24 protein-coding genes are annotated in these 24632 nt (G+C 64.9%); 8 read left to right on the top strand and 16 right to left on the bottom strand.

The annotated features are described in order from the left end of the window. Positions 1-69: 69 nt before the first annotated feature. Positions 70-645 (bottom strand): phosphoribosylglycinamide formyltransferase, encoded by a 576-nt coding sequence (gene purN / locus HMPREF3176_RS02650; protein ID WP_016663988.1) that lies wholly within the window; start codon positions 643-645, stop codon positions 70-72. A 75-nt stretch (positions 646-720) separates the two neighbouring features. On the opposite strand from purN, the gene HMPREF3176_RS02655 reads away from it, so the two are divergent. Further along, on the top strand, positions 721-1140 hold the full coding sequence (locus HMPREF3176_RS02655) for a hypothetical protein (protein WP_141740596.1): 420 nt from the start codon (positions 721-723) through the stop codon (positions 1138-1140). Here the strand turns inward: HMPREF3176_RS02655 and HMPREF3176_RS02660 are convergent. Beyond that, positions 1137-2648, bottom strand: coding sequence for a cell division protein PerM (locus HMPREF3176_RS02660; RefSeq protein WP_070457997.1), 1512 nt, complete (start codon positions 2646-2648; stop codon positions 1137-1139). The genes HMPREF3176_RS02655 and HMPREF3176_RS02660 overlap by 4 nt on opposite strands. Positions 2649-2780: 132 nt before the next feature. Here HMPREF3176_RS02660 and HMPREF3176_RS02665 point away from each other — a divergent pair, with 132 nt between their 5' ends. Next, positions 2781-4046 carry an isochorismate synthase gene (locus HMPREF3176_RS02665; RefSeq protein ID WP_246826631.1) on the top strand — a complete coding sequence of 422 codons (1266 nt, stop codon included), beginning with the start codon at positions 2781-2783 and terminating at the stop codon, positions 4044-4046. Here the strand turns inward: HMPREF3176_RS02665 and HMPREF3176_RS02670 are convergent. The 4 genes from HMPREF3176_RS02670 to HMPREF3176_RS02685 form a co-directional block, all read right to left on the bottom strand. Continuing rightward, positions 4027-5151: a S1C family serine protease gene (locus HMPREF3176_RS02670; RefSeq protein ID WP_070458004.1), complete on the bottom strand. Its 1125-nt coding sequence runs from the start codon at positions 5149-5151 to the stop codon at positions 4027-4029. The genes HMPREF3176_RS02665 and HMPREF3176_RS02670 overlap by 20 nt on opposite strands. 9 nt (positions 5152-5160) lie before the next feature. Beyond that, positions 5161-6825, bottom strand: coding sequence for a 2-succinyl-5-enolpyruvyl-6-hydroxy-3-cyclohexene-1-carboxylic-acid synthase (gene menD, locus HMPREF3176_RS02675; RefSeq protein WP_070458006.1), 1665 nt, complete (start codon positions 6823-6825; stop codon positions 5161-5163). A 17-nt stretch (positions 6826-6842) separates the two neighbouring features. After that, positions 6843-7820 carry an o-succinylbenzoate synthase gene (locus HMPREF3176_RS02680; protein WP_070458009.1) on the bottom strand — a complete coding sequence of 326 codons (978 nt, stop codon included), beginning with the start codon at positions 7818-7820 and terminating at the stop codon, positions 6843-6845. A 155-nt stretch (positions 7821-7975) separates the two neighbouring features. Continuing rightward, complete coding sequence (locus HMPREF3176_RS02685) at positions 7976-10438, bottom strand: phosphoketolase family protein (protein ID WP_070458012.1); 2463 nt, start codon at positions 10436-10438, stop codon at positions 7976-7978. 179 nt (positions 10439-10617) lie between these two features. Here HMPREF3176_RS02685 and HMPREF3176_RS02690 point away from each other — a divergent pair, with 179 nt between their 5' ends. Genes HMPREF3176_RS02690 through HMPREF3176_RS02700 form a run of 3 tightly spaced genes read left to right on the top strand, consistent with a single transcriptional unit; the run spans position 10618 to position 14085 of the window. Next, entirely contained in the window at positions 10618-11598 is a 981-nt protein-coding gene (locus HMPREF3176_RS02690) for a 1,4-dihydroxy-2-naphthoyl-CoA synthase (protein ID WP_070458015.1), read from the top strand. Between the two features lie 57 nt (positions 11599-11655). After that, positions 11656-13185 carry an AMP-binding protein gene (locus HMPREF3176_RS02695; RefSeq protein ID WP_070458018.1) on the top strand — a complete coding sequence of 510 codons (1530 nt, stop codon included), beginning with the start codon at positions 11656-11658 and terminating at the stop codon, positions 13183-13185. Then, positions 13186-14085 carry a 1,4-dihydroxy-2-naphthoate polyprenyltransferase gene (locus HMPREF3176_RS02700; protein WP_034372142.1) on the top strand — a complete coding sequence of 300 codons (900 nt, stop codon included), beginning with the start codon at positions 13186-13188 and terminating at the stop codon, positions 14083-14085. Between the two features lie 9 nt (positions 14086-14094). Here the strand turns inward: HMPREF3176_RS02700 and HMPREF3176_RS02705 are convergent, their stop codons facing one another. Further along, on the bottom strand, positions 14095-14379 hold the full coding sequence (locus tag HMPREF3176_RS02705; protein WP_051120630.1) for a DUF4229 domain-containing protein: 285 nt from the start codon (positions 14377-14379) through the stop codon (positions 14095-14097). Positions 14380-14416: 37 nt separating this feature from the next. Here HMPREF3176_RS02705 and HMPREF3176_RS02710 point away from each other — a divergent pair, with 37 nt between their 5' ends. Beyond that, on the top strand, positions 14417-14947 hold the full coding sequence (locus HMPREF3176_RS02710) for a PLD nuclease N-terminal domain-containing protein (RefSeq protein WP_051120629.1): 531 nt from the start codon (positions 14417-14419) through the stop codon (positions 14945-14947). Positions 14948-15012: 65 nt separating this feature from the next. On the opposite strand, the gene HMPREF3176_RS02715 is transcribed toward HMPREF3176_RS02710, so the two are convergent. The 9 genes from HMPREF3176_RS02715 to HMPREF3176_RS02755 all read right to left on the bottom strand — a co-directional run bounded on the left by HMPREF3176_RS02715 (position 15013) and on the right by HMPREF3176_RS02755 (position 23160). After that, positions 15013-16242, bottom strand: a complete 1230-nt coding sequence (locus HMPREF3176_RS02715) for a GHMP family kinase ATP-binding protein (RefSeq protein WP_070458020.1) — start codon at positions 16240-16242, stop codon at positions 15013-15015. Beyond that, the gene (locus HMPREF3176_RS02720; RefSeq protein WP_052126825.1) at positions 16239-17033 is read right to left on the bottom strand and encodes a nucleotidyltransferase family protein; all 795 of its coding nucleotides are present in this window, start codon (positions 17031-17033) and stop codon (positions 16239-16241) included. The genes HMPREF3176_RS02715 and HMPREF3176_RS02720 overlap by 4 nt, the downstream gene beginning before the upstream one ends. Positions 17034-17077: 44 nt before the next feature. After that, complete coding sequence (locus HMPREF3176_RS02725; protein ID WP_016663973.1) at positions 17078-17899, bottom strand: fructosamine kinase family protein; 822 nt, start codon at positions 17897-17899, stop codon at positions 17078-17080. After that, the gene (ccsB, locus tag HMPREF3176_RS02730) at positions 17900-18946 is read right to left on the bottom strand and encodes a c-type cytochrome biogenesis protein CcsB (RefSeq protein ID WP_168161938.1); all 1047 of its coding nucleotides are present in this window, start codon (positions 18944-18946) and stop codon (positions 17900-17902) included. Further along, on the bottom strand, positions 18943-20568 hold the full coding sequence (locus tag HMPREF3176_RS02735) for a cytochrome c biogenesis protein ResB (RefSeq protein WP_070458037.1): 1626 nt from the start codon (positions 20566-20568) through the stop codon (positions 18943-18945). The genes ccsB and HMPREF3176_RS02735 overlap by 4 nt, the downstream gene beginning before the upstream one ends. 32 nt (positions 20569-20600) lie before the next feature. Beyond that, positions 20601-21350 (bottom strand): cytochrome c biogenesis CcdA family protein, encoded by a 750-nt coding sequence (locus tag HMPREF3176_RS02740; protein ID WP_168161939.1) that lies wholly within the window; start codon positions 21348-21350, stop codon positions 20601-20603. A gap of 5 nt (positions 21351-21355) precedes the next feature. Further along, a complete protein-coding gene (locus HMPREF3176_RS02745; protein WP_016663969.1) occupies positions 21356-21934 on the bottom strand; it encodes a TlpA family protein disulfide reductase in 579 nt (192 codons plus the stop codon). Continuing rightward, entirely contained in the window at positions 21931-22578 is a 648-nt protein-coding gene (locus HMPREF3176_RS02750; RefSeq protein WP_070458026.1) for a histidine phosphatase family protein, read from the bottom strand. Before HMPREF3176_RS02750 ends, HMPREF3176_RS02745 begins: the two co-directional genes overlap by 4 nt. Before the next feature lie 69 nt (positions 22579-22647). Further along, positions 22648-23160, bottom strand: a complete 513-nt coding sequence (locus tag HMPREF3176_RS02755) for a MarR family winged helix-turn-helix transcriptional regulator (RefSeq protein WP_016663967.1) — start codon at positions 23158-23160, stop codon at positions 22648-22650. A gap of 228 nt (positions 23161-23388) precedes the next feature. Here HMPREF3176_RS02755 and HMPREF3176_RS02760 point away from each other — a divergent pair, with 228 nt between their 5' ends. Next, positions 23389-23931 (top strand): YceI family protein, encoded by a 543-nt coding sequence (locus tag HMPREF3176_RS02760; RefSeq protein ID WP_070458029.1) that lies wholly within the window; start codon positions 23389-23391, stop codon positions 23929-23931. Continuing rightward, positions 23928-24269, top strand: a complete 342-nt coding sequence (locus HMPREF3176_RS02765; protein WP_070458032.1) for a glutaredoxin family protein — start codon at positions 23928-23930, stop codon at positions 24267-24269. Before HMPREF3176_RS02760 ends, HMPREF3176_RS02765 begins: the two co-directional genes overlap by 4 nt. Positions 24270-24632 lie beyond the last annotated feature (363 nt).

Here is a 24632-nt window from a genome sequence, read left to right on the forward strand (position 1 = left end):
TTGGGCGATTTGCCCTTTAAACCTATCGCGTTCACGTGAACGCGATGTGACGTTGAGCTGTCGCGGCGTTTATTCGTTGCGGGCTCGGCGGGCGATGACGTCCACGAGCATCTCGCGTTCGATGACCTTGATCCGCTCGTGAAGCTCTTCTTCGCTTTCACCCGGCCGAATGGTGAGGGCACGCTGATCGATGATTGCGCCGGTATCGACCCCTTCATCGACGTCGATGACCGTCGCACCCGTCACCTTCACGCCGTAGTTGAGGGCGTCGCGCACCCCGTGGGCGCCCGGGAAAGCGGGAAGGAGCGCCGGGTGAGTGTTGATGATGCGCCCCCGGAAGGCTTCGAGCATGGGGGCTCCGAGCAGACGCATGAACCCCGCGAGCACGACGAGGTCGGGGGCGTAATGTGCGGTGCAGTCGACGAGTGCGCGGTTCCAGTCCTCGCGCGTGGAGTAATCGGCGAGCGGAACAACGTGCGCGGGAATCCCGCGATCGCGCGCGAAGCTCAACCCGGGGGCGTCGACGTCGGCGATGACGGCGGCGACCTTCACGCCAGCAAGCGCCCCTTTCTCGATTGCTTCAAGGATCGCTCGAAGATTGCTCCCCGTTCCGGAAATGAACACGACGCACGTGAAATCGTTCATGTCTTAACAGTAGCGGGGCCCGTGCCTGGGGCGCGTGTAGGTTTCGGTAGGCGCCCATGCGGCACAATGGAATTCGTGACTTCCGAACCGAACCACCCTCAACAGGACCAGCCAGCCTTTACCCCCGAGCGTCAGCAAGCGTTCTCTCGTGCACTCCTGCTTGCCGCGACGTGCATGATCCTCGCGTGGGGTGCGACTCTCCTGCCCCTACCCTTTAGCCTGCTCGCGGGCCCCGCGGGCATCGGCGCCCTCGTGTTCCTCGTGCGCCTTTTGATTGTGGCGTGGCCGACGCCAGCCCGGCGTTCAGCGAGTGTCACGGCAGCCTTCGGGATCCCCGCCTCAATCGTGGTCATCGGTCTCGCGCTTGTTTCGCTCGTGTTTTACGGCCCGATGACCCAGTACCAGGAGTGCCTCGATTCCGCGCTCACCAACGCGGCAGTGTCATCGTGCGGCAAGGACCTGCCGGGCGCGATCCTCGAGTGGCTGCACCTCTAGTCTGACTCGCGCAAAGGGGAGGGTGCGCTCTGCGCCTCGCCGCCCTCGTCTGCGTCGCTCACTGCGCGCTCGGGTTTCTCCTCACGCTCGAGCGTGTCTTCAACGGCGTCAGCCTTGATGCCCTCACCGCCCGAGTCCACGCTCCTCTCGGAGCCTTCGCTCGATGAGTCCGCCGCGCTCTCGGCGGCGTCACTCCCACCACGTTCCAGGCCCTCATCTTTCGATTCGGCTTCTTCAACCCGTGCGCGAAGAGCGGCCGCTCCCTCCCTCACGCGGGCACGCCCCGCGCGGAACTGCGAGAAAACCCAGGTGTCGAGACCCGTTTGGCTCCATCCCGCAATGAGAGCGGCAGGCACGGACACGAGAAGTGCCACGGGAAGCACGAGAGTCGTGAGCCGCGGGCCCACGTGCGCGAGTTGAGCCGTGCCGATTGTCCCGCTTCCGAGCAAAAACAGCACCGCGAGAACGATCAGGGCGCCGATCGCGTACGTGAGCCAGGACGTGACCTTTGCGCGAACGTCGAAGTCACGGGTCTGACGGGCAAGGACTACAGCGGCGGCGATCGAGGCGAAGATCGGTATCAGAAGAAAGGCCCACACCCACGGCGAAAAGTGGCCCGGCTCAGGGACCGCGCCGAGAATCGGGAACGCGGGCAGTACCCCCGTCAGCGATCCCTCGAACGACGTGTGCGTGTGAGGGCCGAGCGTTACCGTCCCCGCGCTCACGAACGCCACCATCCACACGAGCATGGTGGGGAAGAAGGCAAGGGCCGCAAGCACGAGCGCAACCGTGCCAAAAAAATCCGGTTCGAGGCCCCGATGAAGGTGAATAATCGCGTCACGGCGAATCACCATCCACACCGTTAGGGCAACTGTCGCGCCGCCGAAAAGTCCAAGTACGAGCACGCCGATCGAGCGCAGCGCCGCTGCGTACTTCTCCGGCACGAGCGCGAGCAGCCCCACGCGCGGCGCCGTCCCGCTCTTGCGCCGCACGAGCGACGCCATGAGGCCGGCAGCACCGGCGATCACCGAAAGCGCGAGTGCACTCACGCCAGCGCTCACCGTCACGGGCTGAACGCCCGGAGTGCGGGCAAGCAGAGAGGCAACTGTCGCCATAAGCGCGTACGAAACTCCAAAGCCCGCAAGGATCAGCCCGAGCGCCGTGAGCGCACCGCGTTTGAGAGCTCCCGAGGTCTCCGTGAGTGTCAATGAGCGACCAGTGCGCAGCATCGCCGCGCCACACACGAGCGCGAACACGAGCGTCAGCCCAAGCGGCGGGAGTACCACCGTGCCATCGATCCCCACATCCTTAAGCGACAGCGCGCCACCATGACCGAGCACGACGAGGCACAGCGACACAATCACGGCATCGAGCGTGCTCGCCTGGGTAAGGGTGTTGAAGCCATGCGCAACGAGCACCGGGACGGCGACGATCGAAAGGTTGATCGTGAAAGCGATTGCGGCGGCCGTGACTCCGAGGAAGATTGGGGTCGCGTCATTTCGCCTCATCGCGGCCCCTGGCTGGTCGTAGAAACCGCGGTAGGTGCGAGAGCAAAACAGACGGTGCGCAATAATGTGGACATCATGCCCATCTTATTAGCCCCTGACGCCCATCCCCCGGTAGATCCCCCACGTTTTTCTGTGCGATCGGTCCAGCTTGACAGCCCCGTCACCATCGCCGAGCGCATCCCCGAGGACCCAAGCGCGCTATGGCTCCACGGATCGGGGGGCCTCATCGGAATCGGTGAGGCCGCAAGGCTCGAGGCCACAGGACCCGACCGTTTCGATGCACTCGCGCGTGCGTTTCGCGCCGTGAGTGACAATGCCGAGGTAGAAGACCTCGCCAACCTCCGCGGAAGCGGCCTCGTGGCCTTCGCGTCATTCTCCTACTCCCCTGGGTCCTCGCGCCCCTCACGCCTCGTGATTCCTCGCTACTTGCTCGGATCCGTAGACGGCTGCGCCTTCCTCACGATCGTGAGCACCGAAAACGAAGCAGCCGTCGGAACCTCCCCCACCTCAGCCGAGCAGGTCCTCGCGCTTTTTCAGGCCGGAAAGTCCCCGACGGTTGCCCCGCGCGCAATGCGACCCGCGCATTCGGGCGAGGCCTACCGCGGGCTCGTCAAAGAAGCAGTCCAGGAGATTGACGACGGCGTGGCCGAAAAGATCGTGCTTTCGGAGCGATTCGAGATCGACCTCGGCGCACTCGAAGCGAAAAGCCTCGTGCCTGCGCTCGCCTCCCAACTCAGCCGCCGCTACCCCACCGCGTGGACATTCGCACTCGACGACATTGTGGGCGCCTCCCCCGAGATGCTCGTGCGCACAGAGGGCTCGACCGTGTTCTCGCGCGTTCTCGCGGGATCGCGGCCCGTGAGCGGGGACGAGGAACTGAGCGCCGAGGAGCGAGAGGCGTTCCTCCACGACCCCAAAGAGCGCTCCGAGCACGATTTCGCAGCACGCTCGGTGCGCGAACCGCTCGAAAGGCTCGGCGTGCGCCTGGCGCCGTCGGAAGGCCCCTTTGTACTGCATGTGCCCGGAATCGAGCACCTGGCGACCGACATTCGGGGCGTCGCGCCCGAGGGCCTCGGGATTCTCGAGATCGCGGGGGCGCTGCACCCGTCCGCAGCCGTCTCGGGCACGCCACTTTCGGTCGCGAACGAAGTCATCGCGCGCCTCGAGCGCGTTGACCGCGCCGGCTACGCCTCCCCCGTTGGCTGGATCGGCGCGGATGGCGACGGCGAGCTTGCCATTGCCCTACGCATGGCCCACGTGGGCGCCACTACGCTCACGGTGCAAGCGGGTGGTGGGCTCGTGAGCGATTCCGATCCGCTCACGGAGCACGCAGAAGCGCTCGCCAAAACCCGCCCGATCGTGCGCGCCCTCGAGGCGCTTAGCTCCCCTGAAGCGTGATATCGACGGTCCGCTCTTTCCCATCGCGCAGCACGGTAAACGTGTGGGTGCTGCCCACCTCGAGACTGCGCACGTACGCGGTCAGCGCTGACGAGGAGCCGATCTGAACGTCGTCGACCTTCGTCACGAGATCCGCATTGGCGATTCCCGCCTTAGCCGCGGCGCTATCCGCAGTCACATCGACGACGTGGGCGCCCTGAACTACGGCCGACCCCGTGTTGGCTTCGCCGTCCTTGATGCGCACACCGAGGAATGCGTGCTTAGCCTTGCCGTTTTTCGCAAGCTGCTCCGCGATGAGCTTCACCGTGTTTGAGGGGATCGCGAACCCGAGGCCAATACTGCCCGCTCCCTCGCTCTTTGACGCGTTCGACGCGATCGACGAGTTAATGCCGATCACCTCGCCGGCACGGTTGACGAGCGGGCCGCCCGAGTTACCGGGGTTCACCGAGGCATCGGTCTGGATCGCTGACGTGTACGACGCGGTCGAGGGATCTTGGTTTTCGCTGCGCTCCGGCCGCGTGACAACGGGGCGGTTGAGCGCCGAAACGATGCCTGTCGTCGCCGTGTTCGCAAGACCGAGAGGAGTGCCCATCGCCATGACATCCTGCCCCACCGTGAGGGCGGAGGAATCCGCGAACGTCGCCGGGGTGAGATCCTTCGGCGGGTTCGAGAGGCGAACGAGTGCGATGTCGGTGCTTTCATCCGAACCGATGAGGGTCGCATCGAACGTCCGTCCATCGGAGGTTGTCACGTTAATGAGGATCGCGCCCGCGACTACGTGCGCGTTCGTCACGATCGTGCCCTTGCCGTCGTACACGATGCCCGTGCCTTCTGAACCGCCGTTGCCGGTATCAACGCGAATCGAAACCGTGCTCGGCGAGATGACGCGGGCGGTATCGACCCACGAGTCCTCGACAACGTCACCACCGTGGCCGACCCTTTCAGCCGCGTTGTCGGACTGCGCCTTGCTGCGCGAGGCCTCACCGGGCGCTCCCCAGAACATAAGACCGAGGCCGGTTGCCGCGCCGATCGTGAAGATCGACGAGAGGAGCATGCCAACGAGGACGAGGGTGGCGGTCGCAAGCCACGACGGTGATTTCTTCATAGGCGTGATCTAAACCCCGTTTCCTGAACGTTCGCTTCCGATATCCACAAAAAACACCCGGCGGCGAGCGTTGTGTGAGGCGGTCGACAGGCGCCCTGAGAGTTCACCGGGAGCACAGCGGTCAACCTGAACGCCGAGCCCCTCGATCGCCGAAGCCAAATCAATCCCATGAGGCGTCGTGAAAAACCGTTCGAGAACCGAGCTCGGCGCCCCCTGATGCTCAAGGCCCGAGAAGATGCGCCCGCCATTGTCGTCCACGATCACAATGTCGAGTTCGGGCTCGCGCTCGGTGGGGCCGATGACAAAACCCGTGAGATCGTGAATCGCGCTCACATCGCCGAGGAGGACGCGCGTGCGATTCCGTTCGGCGAGGGCAATGCCGCTCGCCATCGACACTGTGCCGTCGATTCCCGCGAGGCCGCGATTGGCGTACACGCGCGCGCTATTCGATCCCGCGTGCTGTTCGAGGTCGCGGATGAGGGAACTCGCGCCGAGTACGAGTGGGGCGCGGTCCTGCGCGCATGCCTCCCATACCGCGAGCGCGGCCACGGCTTGCGGCGCGAGACGCTCACGGCCCCGCGCGTCGAGTTCCCTGCCGAGGTCCTTCCACGCGTCGAGGTAACTCGGCTGTTCCTCGGCGAGGCTCGAGGTTTCGACGTCGATCACGGGAATGATGCGCGAGGCGTTGCGAGGCGCATCGGGCCATTCAAGGCGGCTGCTTTCGAGGATGACCTCGGTGTCGCCCGCGCCGAGAAGTTGCCGCATCACGGGCCGAGAAAGCGTGGGGTGGCCCACGACGATGACAGTTCGCGGTCGAAGCTCGTGGGCTTCCGCGCCCATGACGTGCGCGATCGCCTCCGGGTACATGGGCACGAGGACCTCTGCGCACGTGCGTGCATTGCTGCTCGGTTCGGCGAAAAGCGGCAGGCCTAGGCGTGTGGCGAGCGCGGCGGCTCGGCGCCCGGAGTCATACCCGTCGCCGGCGACGACCACGGTGCGGGCGGGCAGGTCGCGAAGGGGAACACCGGCGCGGTCCGCCGAAGCAGCGTGTTCGGGAATGCGGAGTACTTCCTCGACACGCTCGACTGTCGCCCACGTCGCCGCGAGCGGATCGCGAAAACCGAGGTTGAGGTGCACGGGCCCTGGAGACTCGAGGGCGGCGTGGGCCGCGCGCGCCGCCGTGTCGACCGCAAGCCGAACATCGGTGTGGCTCGCTTCGTGGGCACCGGGGGCTGGAAGGTCGACATTGAGCACGGTGAACGGCGAAAAGAGCCCCGTCTGGTACGTCGTTTGGTTCGCCCCGGTCCCACGTAGCTCGGCCGGTCGATCGGCCGTGAGCAGCACGAGGGGGATACCGCTGTGGTGGGCTTCCATGGCGGCAGCAAGAAGGTGTGCGGTTGCGGTTCCGCTCGTCGTTCCGACGGCGGCCAGCTCACCGGCTCGACTAAGCCCGAGAGCCGTAAACGCCGCGGATCGCTCATCGTGGCGCACGTGCACCTCGAATGCCGTGCTTGTGCGCTCGGCGAGGGCACTGGCTGCATAGGCGAGCGGAGCCGAGCGCGATCCGGGAGCAAGCACGAGGTGGCGAAGCCCGCACGCGATGAGGGAGGAAAGAAGGGCGTGTGCGGCCTCAAGCGCGCCCGAACCGGCACGAGGCGGGGCAGAAATATGCATGTCCCCAGCCTACCGGGCTACCGCGTGCGCGCCTCGAGCACCTCGGCTGCCTGGGAAATGCGCGCATGCCATTCGCGCGCGCGACTCTCACTCGCGCGGTACTTCTCAATGAACTCCTCGCTCACGTCGATGCGCCCCGCGGGAAGCGTGCCGTCGTCACTCACGAGCGGGCGCTCGCACACGTCCCCTTCGAGGAGTCTCGCCGTGCCGAGCCCGCACGCATGCTCGAGCTCAGGAAGGGCCGCCGCGAACGCGAGACCAGCGCTGAGGCCGACCGACGTCTCGAGCGCGCTCGAGACCACAACCGGAAGCCCCGCTTGCTCCGCAAGCGCGAGGGCGCGCCGTACTCCCCCGAGCGGCTGGGCCTTCATGACGAGGATGTCGGCGGCGTTCGCGCGCGCCACGGCGAGGGGATCGTCGGCTTTGCGCACCGATTCGTCCGCGGCGATCTTCACGTGCACGCCGCGCCTCACCTCGGCAAGCTCGCGGACGCTCGCGCACGGTTGCTCGACGTATTCGAGACCGCCAGCCGCGCGATCGAGTTCGCGAATCTTCTCGATCGCCTCGCACACCTCCCACGAGGCGTTCGCATCCACCCTAATTCTGGCCTCATCGCCCAGGGCTTCCCGCACGGCCGCGACTCGCGCCACATCATCGCTGTGGGCGCAGCTAGCGTCGGACACCTTCACTTTCGCAGTGGTGGCGCCGAACGACCGGGCAAGTGCGTACGCGCGCTCCGGGCTCACGATGGGGATCGTCGCATTGATGGGGATGCAGGGGCGCAGGGGCTCTGGGAAGGGAAGGGTGGCCTGCTCGAGAGCGGCGGCGAGCCAGGCCGACGCCTCTTCGGGGCCGTATTCGAGAAATGGCGAGAATTCTCCCCAGCCCTCGGGACCGAGGAGGAGAGCTGCTTCGCGCACGTCGATGCCGCGAAAACGCGTGCGCATGGGGATGCGCACGACCTCGATCCGCTCAATCTGTCCTTCGAATTGCATAGGAGTTGTGGGGGTAATGGTGGTTCCGTTCGCGCGGTCGGGTGGACTAGGGCCACCCGGATTGCATAAGGGTTGTGGGGGTTATCCGCGAGGTCTCGCCCCTCGCAAACCCCCACAACCTCTATGCAATTCAGGAAAGGGGAGGTGGCGGGGAGCTACTCGTTGTCGCCGCCCGTCACGTTCACGGCCTCGCTCGCGATAACCGCATCGTGCTGCTCATCGTCCCACACCCAGTTCGCGACCTCGGGAATGTCGGCGCCGTGCGTGAACGCGTACTGCCGGGCGCGAATACGCTCGTCAGACATGCGCTGGCGCAGTCCCGCGTACCGCGTACCGAGCGAATCGACGTGGTCGATCACATCCATGACGAGGTGGAAACGATCGATGTCGTTACGCATGAGCATGTCGAACGGCGTGGTCGTCGTGCCCTCTTCCTTGTACCCGCGCACGTGGATGCGCGCGTTCGGGTCGTGGCGGTAGGCAAGGCGGTGAATGAGCCAGGGGTAACCGTGGTAGGCAAACACGACCGGGATGTCCTTGCCGAAGAGGCCGTCGAAGTCCTTCTCGGAAAGACCGTGCGGGTGCTCACGCTCATGCTGGAGACGCATGAGGTCAACGACGTTCACAACGCGCACGCGCAGCTCGGGGATCTCCTCGCGGAGGATTTTCGCGGCCGCGAGAGTCTCGATCGTCGGGATATCGCCCGCGCAGCCGAGGACGACGTCCACGCCCTCACCGTTCACCTCGGTGCCTGCCCACTCCCAAATGCCGATGCCGCGCGTGCAGTGCACGATCGCCTCGTCCATCGTGAGCCAGTTCGGGTTCGGCTGCTTGCCGGCGACGACCACGTTGATGTACTGGCGCGAACGCAAGCAGTGATCGTACGTCGACAACAGCGTGTTGGCGTCCGGCGGAAGGTACACGCGCACAACTTCGCTCTTCTTGTTCACCACGTGATCGATGAAGCCCGGATCCTGGTGGCTAAAGCCGTTGTGGTCTTGGCGCCACACGTGCGAGCTCAGGAGGTAGTTGAGCGAGGCGATGGGGCGCCGCCACTCGATCTCATTTGTAACCTTGAGCCACTTGGCGTGCTGGTTCACCATCGAATCGACGATGTGAATAAAAGCCTCGTAGCTCGAGAAAAGGCCGTGGCGGCCAGTCAGCAGGTAGCCTTCGAGCCAGCCCTGCATCTGGTGCTCGGAGAGCATCTCCATGACGCGGCCCTCTTGCGCGAGATTCTCGGAGGCGTCATGGTCCTCGAACTCGCCATTCCACTGCTTTCCCGAGACTTCATAGATCGCCTGGAGACGGTTCGAGGCAGTTTCATCAGGGCCGAACACGCGGAAGTTATGCATGTTGTTCTTGACGACGTCGCGCAGCCACGTGCCAAGAACGCGAGTGGCCTCGGAATTCGTTCCACCGTGATGAGGCACGTCAACGCCGTACTCGCGAAAATCGGGGAGCACGAGGTCGTGGAGGACCTCGCCGCCGTTCGTGATCGGGTTGGCGCTCATGCGCTTGAGCCCCTCCGGCGCAGCATCGACGACCTCGTCGATGAACGCGCCGTCCTCGTCGACGAGCTCCTCGATCTTGTAGGACTCGAGCCATTCGCGCAGGTCGTTCAGGTGCTGATCGGTGTCGCGTGCGCTCGCGAGCGGCACCTGGTGGCTGCGCCACGAGCCCTCGGTTTTCTTCCCGTCGATCTCCTTCGGGCCAGTCCAGCCCTTCGGCGTGCGGAACACGATCATCGGCCACATCGGGCGCTCGATGTCGCCTTCGGCGGCGCGCTTTTTAATGTCGGCGATCATGTCGAGCGCCTCGTCGAGCACCGCAGCGAAACGCTTGTGCGTCTCTTCGATCGGCTCGTCGTCGAAGCCACCTTCGAAGAACAGAGGGGTGTGACCGTAGCCCACCATGAGCGAGCGAAGCTCATCCTCGCTGATGCGCGCAAGAACGGTGGGATTCGCGATCTTGTACCCATTGAGGTGGAGAATCGGCAGCACAACGCCATCGTTCTTCGGGTTGATGAACTTGTTCGAGTGCCAGCTCGTCGCGAGCGGGCCCGTCTCGGCTTCGCCGTCGCCCACGATCGTGAAGGCGATCTGGTCGGGATTGTCGAGCACCGCACCGTACGCGTGCGAGAGCGCGTAGCCGAGCTCGCCGCCCTCGTGGATGGAGCCCGGAGTTTCGGGGGCGACGTGCGAGGGGATACCGCCGGGGAACGAGAACTGCGTGAAGAGCTTCTTGAGGCCGCGCTCATCCTTCGTGATGGCCGGGTAGGTCTCGGTGTAGGTGCCTTCGAGGTAGCTCGCGGCAACGAGGCCCGGGCCGCCGTGGCCTGGGCCCGTCACGTAAAACGCGTTGAGGCCGCGCTGTTTGATCGCGCGGTTTGCGTGCGCGTACAGGAACGTGAGCCCGGGGGTAGTGCCCCAGTGACCGAGAAGGCGCGGCTTCACGTCATCGCGCGAAAGAGGTTCGCGCAGGAGCGGGTTGTTCATGAGGTAGATCTGGCCCACCGAAAGATAGTTCGCGGCGCGCCACCACGAATTGAGCTGATGGGCTTCTTCGGCGGTAAGTGGATGGGATGGCTCGTTCGGCCATTCGTGTGCGGAGCTCATGTCTCTCCCTGCCCATGACTGGGACTTGCACTAGTGGGGCGACACGGCGCAGGGCGGCAGGCCGCTCATGCGCCAATGCCGATTGCTTAATGTAGTCTACGCCTCATTTTTCACGAGCGCTTGGGTGGTTTCAGGCCTGCGACGGCGCGCTTTTCACACGAAGCTTTAAACTTGACATCATGACTGCAGCGCCACTTCCCGCCCCCGTATCAGCGACGTTCGACCCCGATCGTTGGCGTGACATCGACGCGGCCGAACTTGGCTCCGCACCGTTCACGGACATCACCTACCATCGCGCTGTCGAGCGCACGCGCGATGAGCACGGCGAGGAACAGTGCCGGGATCTCAACGCCGTACGCATCGCGTTTGACCGGCCCGAGGTGCGCAATGCCTTTCGCCCGCACACGGTCGACGAGCTGTACCGCGCGTTCGATCACACACGCCTCGACCCGAGCGTGGGCGTCATCATTCTTACGGGCAACGGTCCCGCCCCCAAGGACGGCGTCTGGGCGTTCTGCTCGGGCGGGGACCAGCGGATCCGCTCGCGCAGCGGGTATCGGTATGCCGACGGTGACACGGCCGAATCGATCCGCCCGGAAAGCGCAGGCCGCCTCCACATCCTCGAAGTTCAGCGTCTCATCCGCACGATGGGCAAGGTCGTGATCGCTGCGGTCAACGGCTGGGCTGCCGGCGGTGGCCACTCACTGCACGTCGTCGCCGACCTCTCGATCGCGAGTAGGGAACACGCGCGCTTCAAGCAGACCGACGCGAATGTGGGCAGCTTCGACGGCGGCTACGGGAGTGCGTACCTCGCGAAGCAGGTCGGGCAGAAGCGCGCGCGCGAAATCTTCTTCCTCGCCGAGGAGTACTCGGCGGAGGATGCCTACAACTGGGGGGCCGTCAACCGCGTCGTGCCTCACGAGGAGCTCGAAAACGAGGCCCTGCGCATGGCCCGCGTGATCGGCACGAAATCCCCGCAGGCAATTCGCATGCTCAAGTTCGCCTTCAACCTCGCCGACGACGGCCTCATGGGCCAGCAGGTTTTCGCGGGTGAGGCCACACGCCTCGCCTACATGACCGATGAAGCGGTCGAAGGGCGCGACGCGTTCCTCGAAAAGCGCGAGCCGGATTGGTCGGCCTTCCCCCACCCGCAAGGCTAGGGTTCCGACGGTTGCCGGCAAGCGTCGGATTGACATTCTTCACCGAAAGGAGCACGCGTGAGCACCTCACATACCCCCGACCGCGAGTCGCTTCCGTGGCTAACGCCCGGCCCGTTTGATGGGACCGTGTGCTCGCAAGCTCAGTACGCGCGCGGCATCGGCGAGGCCCTCGCTGGTACCGCTCGCCTCTGGCTCGGCGCCCATGAGCGACCTGAGCTGATCGGCCCGCTCGAATGCGCGAAACCGCGCGAAAACGCGTGCGCGGGCTGTACGTGTGCGCGTTCTAACGCGGGGGTACGTGAGCCCGATCCGCGCGAGATCGCCCTCGTGGTGCCGACCTCCGGTTCCACCGGGACGCCGAAGTCTGTTGCGCACTCGATCCAGAGCCTCAAGGCCTCGATTCACGCGACCGCCTACGAGCTCGGCTCGCACGGTGCCTGGATGCTGTTTCTTCCCCCCACGCACATCGCGGGCGTGCAGGTCATCGCTCGGGCGAGCGTGGCAAGCACACTTCTGGGACTCGACGATCACGACGGGCTTCCTGGCGCACTCGCGCCGCTCGTGGATCTTTCGGGTCATTTCGATGCGGCGGTGCTGACGGGTGCAATGGAGCGCTGGGACACACGTGTCCGCAGCGATCAGGCCCTTGCTGACCTGCCGCTTTACACGTCCTTCGTTCCCACGCAGCTTGAGCGAATCGTGAGCGCGGCCGAAGCGGGTGATGCTGCTGCATCGCGCGCCCTCTCCCGTTTCGAAGCGATCCTCGTGGGCGGCGCCGCGACTGCGCCTGCGCTCCTCGATCGTGCGCGAGAGCTCGGCGCGCGGATCGTCACAACTTACGGCTCGAGTGAAACCGCCGGTGGCTGCGTTTACAACGGTTTCCCCCTCCAGGGGGTCGAACTCAAGGTCAACGACGAGGATCAGCTCATGATTACCGGGCCGCCGATCGCGCTCGGATACATCTACGAGACGGGCGCGTTCACGAATGTCGACGGCAACGATGCCGATACGCGCCGCCGCTTCTTTTCGACACCCGAGCTCGCCGCAACGCGCCTCTTGCGCACGAGTGACCTCGCACGTCTCACCCGCGACAAGGCCACTGGCCTCACGTGCCTCACCATCCTGGGGCGTGCGGATGACGTCATCATCTCGGGCGGGCGCAAAATCGTTCCCCAGGCCCTTGAGCGCGTGCTCGAGGGCACGGGCGCGTTTCGCGAAGTTCTCGTCGTTCCCGTCGAGTCGAAGGAGTGGGGCCAGATGGCGGTAGCCCTCACCGCCCCGAAAGTTGAGGGAACGATGCCCACGCAAACCTGGACGGCGGATCTCCAGGCGCAGCTGACGGTCGCGACTGCCCTTACCGATGCCGGTTTTGCGCGGCACGAAATTCCCCGCAGTGTCCTGACGACGGGCTCCCTCCCCCGCCTCGACAGCGGAAAGGTGGACCGCAAAGCCGCCGCAGAGCTTGCGCACGAGGCGCTTCTCAATTTCGAGGCTTTCGAGTACGCGAAGAGCCTCGGCACACGTTTCAGCGCCGACGGGCACCACGAGCTCGAATTCGGCGGGCCCGACGAAGAGGACAACGAGTAAATGGCAAGTGCAGCGCAATGGATCGAGGGGGCCCGGCCCCGCACGCTTCCCGCGGCCATCGCCCCGGTCGCGGCCGGCACGGGCCTCGCCCTCATGCACGGAGGGTTCCAGGGCAGCGTCACCGTCGGGCGGGCCCTGCTCGCGCTCGTGCTCGCTCTCGCCCTGCAGGTGGGCGTCAATTACGCGAATGATTATTCCGACGGTGTCCGCGGCACCGACGATGACCGCGTCGGCCCGTTCCGGCTGACCGGTTCGGGGGCGGCGCGGCCCATGGCCGTGAAGCGCGCGGCTTTCGCGTCATTTGGGGTGGGGGCCCTCGCGGGCCTCACGCTCGTGATCCTCGCGGGCGCGTGGTGGATGATTCTGGTCGGGATCGTGTGCATTCTCGCGGCGTGGTACTACACGGGCGGCAAGCACCCTTACGGCTACATGGGCCTCGGCGAGGTCATGGTGTTCGTGTTCTTCGGGCTCGTTGCGGTCATGGGAACGAGCTATCTCCTATCTGGGCGCACTGGGCTCGACGACCTGCTCGTTGCGAGCGGCGTTGGCCTGTGGGCCTGCGCGGTCATGCTCACGAACAACCTGCGCGATATCCCCTCCGACCGCGTCTCCGGCAAGCGCACACTTGCTGTCCGGCTCGGCGACGGTGCCACGCGCCTGCTGTATGCGGCGATGATCCTCGTGCCGTTCCTTTTGCTGATTCCCGTGGTTCCGCACGCTCCACTCGTGGCGCTCACGTTCCTCGCACTGCCCCTTGCGATGGCGCCCATCCGGCGCGTGATTGAGCAGCGCGCTTCGGGCCGAGAGTTAATTCCCGTGCTCGCGGCGACGGGCAAACTTGAACTCGTGGCCTCGCTCCTCATGCTCGCGGGGTTCGCCCTGAGTTCGGCGCTCCTCTAAAAGCAGGGGCTACTCACCGCGGTCGATGAGGCTGTCCTCTTCCTCCGCATCGAGCTCGGCGTCAGATTTGTGACCCCGCTTTTTCTCTCGTCGCTCTTCGACGGAGTGCTCAAGGTTCGAGGCAACCCCCTGGCGTAGTTTTCCGAGCGCAAGGATCGAGATCAGCATCGCGATGACCGCGGCGAGCGTTCCTGTGAAGAGCCAATGCACGCCGGGCATGAAGAAGTACAAGAGTGCCCACACCCCGGCAAAGAGGGCGAGGCGGATGACCGAGTAGAGAACATAATTTCGCATTACCTCCATTATCCCTCGTCGTGAAAGAATGGCGAGCATGCCTCGCTTGATCCTGGTTCTCGCCTACGTTGCCCTCACGGTATATGCCCTCGCGGATGTCGCGAACACTCCCGAGTCGCGCTCTAAGGGGCTGCCGAAGCTCGGGTGGCTCCTCGTGATCGTGTTCGTCCCTTTCCTCGGGGCGTTCCTGTGGCTTCTCGCAGGAAAAGACCGAGGTTCACAGTCGAATGCTGCTCGCGCGCCCCGCTCGCGTGCACCTCAGCGCCCGCTGGCCCCGGATGACGACCCGGCTTTCCTCGCGAAGCTCGACCAGGAAAACCGCGCGCGCCGCCGCGAGCACATTCAGGAGGAGATGCGCCGCAAGAAACGCGAAGAGGGCGCCTTAGGTAGTTCCGCAGCGTCGAACAAGCCGCGCCCGGCGCCTGGGCGCACACCCGCGCCAAAAGACGATTCGAGAATCACCCCTGCCAAGGGACCGCGTGATTACACTGTGCGCGACTACGAGCGCCCCGAAGACAAGCCAACGGGCGACCTTGAGGGCCCCGACGACGATGGCGCCCGCCGCTAAGGTCACTTCCCGTCGCTGACGCTAGGTGCCCTGCCCGCGCACGGCGCCGATATCGCCCGCCTGAGCTAGAGGCGGTTTGCCGGCGCTCCGGGCTCGGACATGAGGGTTGTAGCAGAGTGCTGCGGGTATGTTGCCTCGTATTCGCGCTTCCACTGGCGCGCAAACGCCGCGGCATCCGCGCGAGAAACGAGCGCCCACACGCTCCCGCCGAACCCTGCACCGAACGCGGAGGCGGCACGAGCCCCGAGCGCGCGTGCCGAGCGAGCAAGCTCGATGGTTTCCGGAATCTGGTTGCCGAGCTTTCGTTCCGCAAGGTCCTGCGAGCGCAACACGATCGCCGAAAACGCGTCGATATCCCCTCGATTGAGGGCTGCGGCAGCCTCGGGCACGAGCACCTCGGACTCCTCGATGAACTGCTCGAGCCTCTGGCTCGCATACCCCTCGGGAGCGACGCGCCTGAGCGGATCGAGCTCGCGCGAGGAGCGATCCACGGGCAATGAGGGATCACTGCTCCCGGTCAGCTCTCGCACGACGCGGTGAAGCGATGAATCATCGCGTCCCTGCTGCTCGTTCCACGCTTCGAGCACCGCCCCGAGCGCAGCAGGCCCACGGTTGTACGCCTCGCGCGCCGCACCCGTCTTTTCGGCGAGGACCCCGCTCACGGCGATGACGAACACCAGATCTTCAGGAAGCGACGAGGTGCCGAGAACCGTCGGCGGATCAAACACCACGTGGCTGAGCGCGCCCGGCTGCGTCGCGAGCATCCCGGTGTGATCGAGCGACCCGCCCGACGTGCCCACGCCCGTGAGACCCGCGAGGTCTTTGAACCGCTTCCCGTTTTCGATCGAGGCGGCGTACCCCGCGAGATCCACGCGATTGTCGATGTTTCGCGTCCACTCTTCACGCGCGGGAAGGTCGTTGAGGTCCGCGAGAGTGAGTGCCACCGCCGTGAGGACCGCGGACGAACTGCTCATCCCCGAGGCGGGTGGCAGATCCGAGGCAATGGTGAGTTCAGCCGGAGCAAGCGGACCGAAGTTCGCCGTGAGGCGGTTGAGCGCCGTTTGCACGTAGTGGGCCCAGTGGCCGTTTGGCAGTTTCGGGTCGCGCAGCGGGGTGAGTTCGGCCGGCTCGCTACTGAGCGACGTGCGGATGGTGAATGTCGAGGAAGCGTCGGGCTTGTTCCGCCCGCGCACCGTCACGGCCCGGCTCACCGCCGATACGAGCACCTGGCCGCCCCCGTAGTCAGTGTGTTTTCCGAGGACTTCGATGCGGCCCGGAACCCGCCACCCGGTCACAGGCGCACGTCCACGTGGGAGAGGCGCGCCTGAACATCGGCGATATCATCGCGGCGCGAGAGGTCGAGCACACCGCCCGACACCGGCACGACCTGCACGCTTTCGAGCGCCATGACGGCATCGACGATCTCGTACTCGCCGCGGGCCGACGGCGCGATGCTTCGGCATGCCTCAAAGATGGACGGCTCGAACGCGAAAAGGTTCATCGATACCGGTGCGCTCTCGCCAAACTCGGCACGCTCGGACTGGGACGGTTTCTCGATCATGCCGGTCAGGCGGTTGCCCTCGTGCCTGATGAGCGCGAACGAGGCGATTCTCTCGGCGGGAATGTTGCTGTTTTCGATGAGCGACGCCCGGTCAAAGCCCGCGATTGCGCTCCCCGACACCTTCGCCATGGCCTCGAGGGCTTCGCGCGGGTAGAGGTTATCGCCGTTGACCATGAGCATCGACTCCTCCCCCACGACGCTCGCAGCGCTCGCGAGGGCGTTCGCCGTGCCGAGAGGCTCATCCTGGACCGCAAAGTCAATGCGCAGGCGGCTCGGCGCGAGCTCGCGGACGTGCGCGCTGAACGCCTCGTGTTCGGGCGCGACAACGACGACGGCCCGCGTGATGCCCGCATCCGCAAGCGCACTGAGCGAATAGTCGATGAGGCGATGCGCGCCGATCGGCATGAGCGCCTTGTAGCCGAGGCTTGCGGCGGCAGCCTGCTCGGCACTCAAGCTCGTGCTTTCGCCCTCAGCGCGCATGCGCGTGCCAAGGCCGCGGGCGAGAATTACAGCGGTGGTGATCACGGGGTTCCTCCGAACCAAGGGTTGTTCCCTGACGGGTATTAATCCTAGGCGTAGCGCCGCGCGATCGTGAGCGCCTCGCCGGCGTACCCGCCGCCAAAAAGTGCGGCGTGCAGGAGCACAAGATGCAGCGAATGGAGAGCGAGAACGTCTCGCCACTCATGCGCGAGTGGATGCGCTGCTTCGTAGCCTTCGACCACGTGGGCGAGATGCGGCGCTCCGAACAAGTGAAGGGCCGCGAGGTCATCCAGACGGTGGCCGGAATACGCCGCGGGATCAATCAACACTGCCCCCTCGGAATCAAAAAGCACGTTGCCCGCCCACAGATCACCGTGGACACGTGCGGGAGGCTCGTCGTCATCAAAATCACCGGCGCACAGCCTCGACATGAGACGCCTGAAAACTTTGCGCTGCTCCGCGTCGAACAGATCCCCCGACGCGCGCACGAGCGGGTCGACCCGCGCATTCGCGAACATCGCGCCCCACGAAAGGTACTCGCCTTCCTGCGCGAGGGGAAGCGCAAGCTGCTCGCCCGCGGGCCCCTGGAGACCGTCTCCCCGCCACGCGCGGCCTTCGGCATCGACCGGCCCGAGCCCGAAACTCCGCTCGCCACTCTCACTCGCGCGGCCGCAACCAGCGCCATGCGTCACGGCGAGTGCCGCGCCAAAGTCGCGCGCCGCACGCGCGCTAGGCGCCACGTGCGAAATGCGTTCGAGGCACAGCTGGGAGGCGTCGGACCCCACGATCCCGACCACCCGAGCACCACCGCTCGTCGCGGCCTCCTCAAGCCACTCGAGACCCGCGCGTTCCCACTGGATCGCGCGCGCGGTCCCAGGTTTGCGGAAGACGTCGCACTCACGCACCGACATTTACAGGCCCGAGTACGAATGCAAGCCGTTGATGACCGTGTTGACGATCGTGTAATTGAAGATCACGCACACGAAACCGGCGATGCAGAAGTACGCGGCGATCTTTCCTCGGAAACCCACCGTCGCGCGCGCGTGGAGGTACACCGCGTACACGATCCAAATGACGAACGTCCACGTTTCCTTCGGATCCCAGTTCCAGTAGCGCCCCCACGCATAGTTCGCCCAAATAGCACCAAAGATCAGCGTGAACGTCCACAGCACAAAGCCCACGGCCGTCGTTTGAAATGCAACCTGCTCGAGGCGCTTGGCGTTGGGAACCCGCTCGAGCACCCGCTCGAGAAGCGACGAGCCCGCCTCATTCCCCGCCTCGAGGCGACTCTCACGCGAATGCTGGAGCAGCTGCAGCAGCGCGACAACGGCGGACAGGGAGAACAGGGCCATCGAGAGGATCGCCACGATCACGTGAATCACGAGCCACGGCGAATTCTGGAGGCTCGGCGTGAGGTGCGCGGCCGGCAAATACCACGACGTGTACGCGATGACCATGATGAAAAGGACGGGCGTAAGCACGAAGAGTCCAAGCCTACGCATGTCCCGCACTCGGTGCGCGAGCAGCAGAAATATTGCCATGATGACGGCCGCCCCGGTCATCGAGAACTCGTACATGTTGCCCCACGGCACACGCTGAGTCGCGATACCGCGCGCAATGACGCCGAGGAGCTGGAAGGCGGTCGCGATCGTCGCAGCCCCCAGGGCGAAGCTCAGCGGACTCATTCCACGTGCAGGCGTGAGTTCGGCCTCGGCATCGTCGGCGCCGTCAGAAAGGTCGAGATCCGCGGCAGGGGCAGAGCCGGCGAAATTGGAGCTCGCAGGCGCGCCGACGGTGGCGAGCTCACGCTCGCGCGCTTTCTTCGCGAGGCGCACATCCGAGCGCACCCGAACCGCTTTCGCGAGATCGATGGCAAAGGCGACGAACGCCATCATGTACACGACCATCGCGAGCAGGATGAAGAAATCCGATGCCGCGGCGAGCTGCTGAAAATTCACTGACGGGGTCCTTTTCCTCGAGGAACGGCGGAGGGGGAGGCAGGCGCGAGGTGGTCGGCGAGGCGGGCCACGTCGTTCGCGAGGGCGAAGTCTTCGCTACGCGCAAGACCAGCAACCTCGATCTCTACGCCTTCGCCCGCGGGGATCGCGCGCACCCACAGGCGGCGGCGCGGGATGAAGAGCGAAAGCATGAGGCCAGCGGCCGCGGTGAGCGCCATCGCAAGCGTGAAACCCTGCCAGGGGTCATGCTTCACGTCGAAAGCAGCATAGCGCTTGACGCCGCTAAACTCGATGCTCGAGCCATCGGGAAGATCGAAGCTCTCCCCGGGCGAAAGGCTCATGAGCAGAGGTTTCCCATCGGCTTGGGTCACTTGGTCAAGCGTGGAGACGTCGATCTGATAGGCGTTGGTGGGCACGCCGGCATCGAGGCCCAGGTCACCGGTGTGCGCCGTGAGGAAGAGCTTCGGTTCCACGAGGCCCGCGTACGTCGAGTGGGGGCCGCGCTCATCGACGACGGCCGTCGGCGCGAAGATCCCCACGAGAGCCATTTGCTTCGGGGACGCATCGGGCATCTTCAACACGATCTGGCCGGTGTAGTTTTTGTCGTTCGAGACGGCACGAACGGGCCCATCCGCGACGACGTTTCCCTCGGGGTCACGCACGGTGAGGATGGGGGCGTAGCCATTGCCGAGAAGAAACGCGCTCGCGCCATCGACCTCAAGGGGCTCGTTCACGCGCACGCGCTTGCGGAATGTTTCGCGGCCCGGTGCCTCAACGGTAAGGTCCGCCTCGAACTTCGTGGGCAGCCCGAAGGCCTTCGGATTCGAGGTATCGGTCGAGAACTCCGCGCGAAACTCGTCGAGCGTGAAGCGAAAAGACGGAAGATCGTCGGGATTGAACCACGCGCCCGACTCAAACGTGTCGTAGCGGGTCAGAGAGTTCGCAAACCCCTCCCCCTCGACGACGGTGATTTGCCCGCGATATGACGTGAGATAGCCGAGCCCCACGCCGATGAGGACGCCGAGGAGCGCGAGGTGAAACACGAGATTGCCGGCTTCGCGTAGATACCCGCGCTCGGCGCTCACGCTCAGCGCACCCGTTTTCTCCTCGAGGTGCCGCACGCGATAGCCGGCCCGCTTGAGGCGCTTACTGGCGCGATCCTGGATCTCCTTCGCCGTGGCTGCCTCGACAGGACGTCTCGTGTAACCAGTGAAGCGCATAAGCCGGCGCGGCGTGCGGGGCGGCTGTGCGACAACTTGACGCGCGTATGTCGCGCAGCGCGGAAGCACACAGCCCACGAGGGAAATGAACAGCAGAAGGTAAATCGCGCTAAACCACGGCGAGGTAAAAACCTCGAAGAATCCTGCCCAGTCAAGAAGCTCGCCCCACCAGCCGTTCTCGGCCAAGAACTGATCCGTTTGCGCGGGATTCACGGAGCGTTGCGGCAAAAGCGACCCGGGCACAGCCGCGACCGCGAGCAGAAGAAGCAGCACGAGCGCCGTGTTCATGCTCGTGAGCTGGCGCCAGATGAAGCGCAGGCTTCCGCGCAGGCCGAGACGCGGCAGGGTGGGTTCTGGCGCGGGTGTGGGGTCAGGGGTGTCCGACGCCTGCTGTGTTTCCACCGCGGCTTCTCCTTTCGTGTGATTCGGGCCGGTCATATGACGGTCGTAAACGAGCCGGTCCACGTGGCAAGCTGCGCCATCCAGGTGCTCCACTGCCCCGTGAGAAGCAGCGTGCCGATCACGATGAGTAGCGCACCGCCGACCACGGTGACGGACCGACGATGATTCTTGAGCCACGCCGACCACGTCAGTGCGCGGTCAAAGAGAAGAGCGAACGCGAGAAATGGGAGCCCGAGACCGAGCGAATAGGCGAGCGCGAGGAGCGCGCCGCGACTCGCGCTCCCGCCGTCGAGGGCGAGGGTGCTCACGGCCGCGAACGTGGGGCCGATGCACGGCGTCCAACCGAAACCGAAGATGATGCCCATGAGCGGGGCGCCCCAGAGTCCAGCATCGGGCCGTTTCTTCACGCGCACCTCCCCGCTCAGACGCGGAAAGAGGCCGATGAACAGGAGCCCCATAAGAATCACGAGGACGCCTGCAATGCGGTTGATCCACGTGGTGTGTGCGCTGAGGGTGTACCCAATGGCCCCAACGAAACCGCCCATGACCATGAAGATCGCGGTAAAGCCCAGCACAAACAGAAAAGCTCCCAGGGCGAGGCGACCGGTGCGATTATTCTTCTCTTCCCTCTGGCCGGCCAAGCCGGAGACGTAGGCGAGGTAGCCGGGAACGACCGGGAATACGCACGGCGACAGGAATGCCACGATCCCCGCGAGCGCGCTCACGGCAGCGGCGAGAAGAAGCGAACCGTCGAGAACAGTGCTCGCAAACACGTGCTGGATTTCGGTCATTCGGAGAGGACCCGATCGATCATCGCGCCAAGGATCGAGGGGTCGGCGAGGCCGGAGATACGCGCGGCAACCCTCCCCTTCGCGTCAAACACGAGAGTTGAGGGCACGGCATTCGGGGAGACCTGCCCGCGAAGTGCATACATGATGGTGCCGTCCCGGTCGGGGATCGACGGGTAGGGAATCGAAAACTTTTGCTCAAACGCCTGGGCAGGACCGGCTTCGTCTCGCACGTTCACGCCGACGAACGTCACGCCTTTGCTCGCGTAGGTGTCGTGGAGTTTGACGAGGTCGGGAGCCTCCTTGCGGCATGGTGCACACGAGGCGTACCACACGTTGAGCACGACCGGGGCGCCACGCTTCTCACTCAGCGTGAAAGTCTCGCCACTAAATGTCTCGCCCGAGAAGTCGTAGGCATCGCCGCGCTTGTCGACCGCGATTTCGGTGCTCACGCCCGAGCCTTCAACGTAGCCGGTGTCGTAGCGCGCGGAGGTATCCGTGCTCGCGCAACCCGCGAGGCCCACAATCCCCAAGGGAAGAGCCAGCGCCGCACGACGCGTGAAAGATACGTTCCTCATGTGAGCTTCCCTCCCGTGGCATCCACCGCGCCCTCGTAGAGCGCGGCGGCAGGCTCCGCATACTCGACGTGATCAAGATGCTCCCCGCTGAACACGAGGGAGGTCACGGATGCGAGGCCGCATTCACGCTTGCGCGGGTCGTGCAACATCGGCTTGTGCTCTGCGGCGCGGCGCGTGAGCCAGATTGGCAGCTGGTGCAGCACGAGCACTGCCTCGTGCCCCTCGGCGGCGTGTCGAGCATCGCGCACCGCCGCCATGACGCGATCCACCTGGTCGCGGTAGCGCTCACCCCAACTCGGACGAAACGGATTCACGAAGTATTTCCAGTTGTTCGGATTGGTGAAGCTCGCTTCGCCGTGGCCGATCCTGTGGCCCTCAAAATGATTGAGGGCCTCCGTGAGGCGTTCGTCAGTCTCAATCTCAAGCCCGTGCGGTTCAGCGATCGGCTTTGCCGTTTGCTGCGCGCGCAACAGTGGAGAGGCCACCACCTTCGCGATGTCACGCTCCGCAAGAGCCGCGCCCGTCAAGCGGGCCATCTGTTCACCGCGCTCCGAAAGGCGATAGCCGGGCAGGCGTCCATAGAGGATCTTTCCCGGGTTATGCACTTCACCGTGCCGAACCAGGTGAACGATCGTCTCAGTCATAAGCCCCTCTCGAAGGTAGAAAGAGTGGCCACGAAGCGACCACAAAGCCTTGGCCGTCCAGCCTAGCCTCTAGTCCCGCTCGCCGGCGGAAAACTCAATGCACTCGCGGTCCTCATCACTCACGAGCTTATCGAGGATGCGAGCAAGCTCGAGAAAATCCTCTCTACCCAGCGGCTCCAGAAGAAATTCACGCACGCTTCTCACATGCACCGGCGCCGCTTGCTCGAGCAGCTCGCGGCCCGCGGCCGTCAACACGGCGACGCGCCCGCGACCGTCGGACACCGAACGCTCCCGCGCCACCAGACCGCGCTTTTCCATGCGCGCCACCGTGTGCGTGAGCCGAGAGCGCGAGTGGACGACCTGTTGGGCGAGATCCGACATGCGCACGCAGTCGCTTTCGCTCTCGCTCAGCCGTACGAGAATTTCGTACTCGGGGAGCGAAAGGTCGATTCGTGGATCCTGCTCGAGGGTCTGCGAGAGGCGATCCTTGAGGCGCGTGGTCGTGAAAAGGTAGGTGCGCCATGCCTCTTGTTCCTCGAGGTCGAGCCACGGGACCTCCTGCCCGACGTCCTCGTTCGCCACCTGCGGCCCCTTTCGCTCAAACTCTCGGATAGTGCATGAAAACGCCTCCTATTATGCGCGTATGGGGACCCGGGTGCACGAAAGGGTGTCCCCCACCTCACCTCCTGAGCGGCAGCGAGGGCAGGTCGCGAGGGTTGACAACACCACACATCAGGTTTTAGTTTAGTTTTCAACTTCTGGGGTTGTGGAACACGCCCGCCCCAATCCACGGCAGAAAAGGAGAACCCCATGACCGCACTTCCCGAAGGCCTCACGCAGGGAACCTGGACCCTCGATGCCTCGCACACCACCGTCGCCTTTACCGTTCGTCACGCCGGCATTTCGAAGACTCGCGGGCAGTTCACCGACGTCTCCGGCCGCATGGTCATCGGCGAAAAGCTCGAGGACTCTCGCGTCAATGCCGAGATCCAGATTGCCTCCCTCACGACCGGGAACGAGGATCGCGACAACCACCTCAAGAGCGCCGACTTCTTCGACGCCGAGCAATTCACCGCCATGGCGTTCACCTCGACGGCCTTCGACGGCACGACCCTCAAGGGTGATCTCTCGATCAAAGACGTCACCAAGGAAGTCGAACTCGACGTCGACTACGAAGGCGCCGCAACCGACCCCTTCGGCAGCTACCGCGCGGGCTTCTCGGCGACGACCAAGATCTCCCGCAAGGAATTTGGCCTCACGTGGAATGCGGCCCTCGAAGCAGGCGGCGTTCTCGTGGGCGACACGGTCACGATCACGATCGACGTCGAGTTCACGGCGCCCGCGGCAGCATGACACCCCTCGAAAGATCCGCTGAGCCGGGCCTCGTCTCCTCGAGCGGCGCGCGAATTGTGCTTCTCGAAAGGCCCGGCTGTCACCTGTGCGAGGAAGCAGCCGAGGTAGTCTCGCGCGTCGCCGCGCTCACGGGTGAAGAGGTCGAGCGCGTCAACATTGAAGCCAATGATGAGCTCGCGCGGCGTTGGTCGATTGAGATTCCCGTTGTCGCCGTCGACGGCGACGTTGTCGCCGTCTATCGCGTGAACGAAGAGGAGCTCAAGGCTGCCCTCGTACGCGGCCTGAGGCGCCCGAATCCGCTCTTTGGTGCGGCAGCGCGCATTTTCCGCCGCGGCTAGCGTAGGGCTGGGTGCGGCAACACCGCCCAGTAACTCCCGGTTCAGGCACTAGGGCCCCTCCTCATGAGGAGGGGCCCTAGTGCTTTGTGTGCCTCACCATCCCCCCTATCCATCCCCCTTCTCCTCTCCGCCCCCTCCCTTTCCCCTCTCCGCCTGCCTTTTCGAAAGTGGTGAAAAACGGCGTGAGAGTTGCGTTTTGGCGCGCCAGGAGGCGATTTTTCGCCACTTAGAATCCGGGAGCGAGAACAGAAACCAGGGGCCGAGATTGAAACCGGGGGCTATAGCCTGGAATGAATCACAAAGAAGGCCGCCGCCCTCCGGATGGAGTGGCGGCGGCCTTCTGTACAAGCGGGCTTTGGCCCG

This window comes from Dermabacter sp. HMSC08H10 (assembly GCF_001807585.1).
In the GTDB taxonomy this organism is placed as follows: domain Bacteria; phylum Actinomycetota; class Actinomycetes; order Actinomycetales; family Dermabacteraceae; genus Dermabacter; species Dermabacter hominis.